The following is a 2,769-nucleotide window of genomic DNA, read 5'->3' on the forward strand; positions in this document are numbered from 1 at the left end:
GGAAGAGAGCATGTGGGAGTTCTGAAGGATTCTGCGGAGTCTTAACTCACTGTATTCTCCTGTCAGTGCTATGATCTCGGCCAGTGTATTTTCAAAAAATCTGGAATGCATGCCCGTAGCGCCAACGCTTCCAATTTCTTCTTTGTCCACGAGGATGCAGCAGGTCGTCCTCCGGGCGTCCTGTACATTCAGCATAGCCGCAAGGGATGTATAGGCACAAACCCTGTCATCCTGTCCGTAAGACATGATCATACTGCGGTCTAATCCGAAATCTCTGGCAGGTCCTGCCGGGACAACTTCGATCTCCGCTGACAGGAAATCTTCTTCCTCAATCCCGTATTCCTGCTCTAATATCCTGAGCATCTCTTTTTTAACCGCATCCTTCTCCTCGCCTTTAACCGGACGGCTTCCGATCAGTACATTCAGGTCTTCGCCCTCGATCACGACCTTGGCCTTCTTCTCCAGCTGCTGGGCGGAAAGATGAATCAGAAGATCCGTCACTCCTACCACAGGGTCAGTATCCTTCTCGCCAATGCTGATCTCAATCGTAGTTCCGTCTTTTTTGATCACAACTCCGTGAAGGGCCAAAGGCAGCGTCACCCACTGATATTTCTTCACACCCCCGTAGTAATGGGTATCCAGAAGTACCATCTCTGTGTCCTCATACAGCGGGTTTTGTTTTAAATCCATCCTTGGGGAATCAATGTGCGCCCCTAAAATATTCAGTCCGTCTTCCATCGGTTTTTCCCCGATCTGGAACAGGACAATGGTTTTGTCCATCCACGTGCGGTAAACTTTATCCCCCGGTTTCAGCTGTTTATTTTCTGCTATGAAATGCTCTAAATCCTCATATCCCGCTCTCTGAGCCAGCTTCACGGATTCTTTTACACATTCCCTCTCTGTTTTTCCGCCGGTGAGATACTCTTTATAGTCAGACGCCAAAGATTCCAGTTTTTCTATATCTTCTTCTGTATAAGAATGCCATGTATTCTTTCGTTCCATTCGCAATATCCTTTCTGTCTGTGAAATACTTTTTCATTTGATAGTATTGCCCCATTGTTCCTCTTTAAATCCAACCAGGACAAAGTCATCACCTATGACTAAAGGGCGTTTTACGAGCATTCCGTCTGTCGCCAGAAGCTCAATCTGCTCCTCCTCAGTCATTTCCGGGAGACGGTCTTTCAGTCCCAGATCCCTGTATTTCATCCCGCTTGTATTAAAAAAACGCTTGATTGGAAGTCCGCTCTTTGCAATCCATTTTTTTAATTCCTCTGCCTTCGGATTGTCCTCCACGATATGACGTTCCTCATAGGAAACCTGATGCTCGTCCAGCCATTTTTTCGCCCTTTTACAGGTTGTACATTTCGGATATTCTATAAATAACATTGTCTTATTCTCCTTTCCTTGGTTTATTCTCCGGTTATCTTATCATATTTCAGTTTAGAAAAAAAGGCAGTTGATCCAGAATCTCAACAACCTTTTCCTCCGATATTTTTTACAGGCAGAACTCATCCAGTGTTTTTCCGAGATACCACCAGTAATCCTTTTTGTCGATAGAATCTTTCGTAAATACTTTTTCCTCCCGGATCACCCTGCCGTTCAGCACATATTCAATCTTCCCCACCTGTTCTTTCTTCTTTACAGGTGCGTTAAGACTCTTCGGGATCTGGCATTTAATATCGACCTTTTCCCCCTTTTTCAGCAGAAGCGTCATGCCTCCGCCTTTTGCTCCTATGGAAACTTTATGCTCCATCCCTCCGTTGACATACAAGTCCGTCAATTTGCTGTAGTCCGGGATAATCTTGTGGTAGGAATAATTTTTGGCACCGTAGTCTACCAAAGTTCTGACATCAGACCATTTATAGGTTTTATGGGGAGGCCAGCCGCAGGCCAGCACGACCGCGATCATGGTCATGCCATTTTTCTTCACGGCTCCCACGTAGCAGTACCCGGCTTTGGAAGTGAATCCGGTCTTTCCGGAAACCGCGCCGTCCATCATGGAAAGCAGGGCATTGTGGTTATTGCACGTAAAAGAACGCTGCCCGGATGCATCATGAAAAGAATGGCTTTTGGCTCTGGTGATCTCCAAAAACTCTTTGTTTTTAATACACTGTTTCATGATCAGTGCCAGATCATATGCCGTAGTGGAATGAATCCCGTTTTTGTCGGTGCGGTCCAGTCCGTTGGGTGTGACAAAATGGGTCGACTTTGCCCCATAGGATCGTGCCTCTGCATTGAGTTTTTTCGCAAAGTTTTCGGTTGATCCGGCCGCATGCTCCGCCAGGATCACCGCACAGTCATTGTAAGACTCAAGCATCAGACCGTAAAGGAGGTCCTTAACTTTGTATTTTTCCCCGGCCCTGGCTCCCAGATGGACCTGTGGCTGGGCAGCGGCATTTTTAGAAACTGTCGCTTCCTCTTCCAGATTACAATGTTTAATAATATACAGGCATGTTAAAATTTTTGTGGTGCTGGCATTCGGCATTTTGGATTTCCCGGATTTATCAAATAAGACTCGTCCGCTGCCCGCATCCATCAAAATGGCTGATTTTGCATACAATTTTAACGTATCATCCGCCCGGACCGTGTGAAAACCGAGCTGCAGACACAAAAACAGAGACCATATTACACAGAAAATCTTCTTCATTCCATTTCCTCTCCTTCAAGCCAGCTAAGATATTTCTCTCCGTTATCGTGTAAAGGGCCTGTTAAAAACCGGCTGGGATAAAGGAGAAAATGTCATGACATTTTGACCAGTTTTCCGGCTTG

The 2,769-nt window shown here is 45.9% G+C and carries 3 protein-coding genes; all 3 read right to left on the reverse strand.

Translation table 11 applies throughout. The features are described from left to right. The coding region (locus QVP35_RS13945) for an aminopeptidase (protein WP_288187942.1) at positions 1-1,002 on the reverse strand (1,002 nt) is incomplete at its 3' end. Positions 1,003-1,035: 33 nt separating this feature from the next. Then, on the reverse strand, positions 1,036-1,386 hold the full coding sequence (locus tag QVP35_RS13950) for an arsenate reductase family protein (RefSeq protein ID WP_009289425.1): 351 nt from the start codon (positions 1,384-1,386) through the stop codon (positions 1,036-1,038). 109 nt (positions 1,387-1,495) lie between these two features. Further along, positions 1,496-2,647, reverse strand: coding sequence for a D-alanyl-D-alanine carboxypeptidase family protein (locus tag QVP35_RS13955; protein ID WP_022261284.1), 1,152 nt, complete (start codon positions 2,645-2,647; stop codon positions 1,496-1,498). Between the last annotated feature and the right edge of the window lie 122 nt (positions 2,648-2,769).

This window comes from Anaerostipes sp. CAG:276 (assembly GCF_000432215.1).
GTDB classification, from domain to species: domain Bacteria; phylum Bacillota; class Clostridia; order Lachnospirales; family Lachnospiraceae; genus Anaerostipes; species Anaerostipes caccae.

Bases quoted from the DNA above. Each gene is read 5' to 3' on its own strand.
- QVP35_RS13950 (WP_009289425.1), bottom strand. From the start codon at position 1,386: ATGTTATTTATAGAATATCCGAAATGTACAACCTGTAAAAGGGCGAAA.
- QVP35_RS13955 (WP_022261284.1), bottom strand. From the start codon at position 2,647: ATGAAGAAGATTTTCTGTGTAATATGGTCTCTGTTTTTGTGTCTGCAG.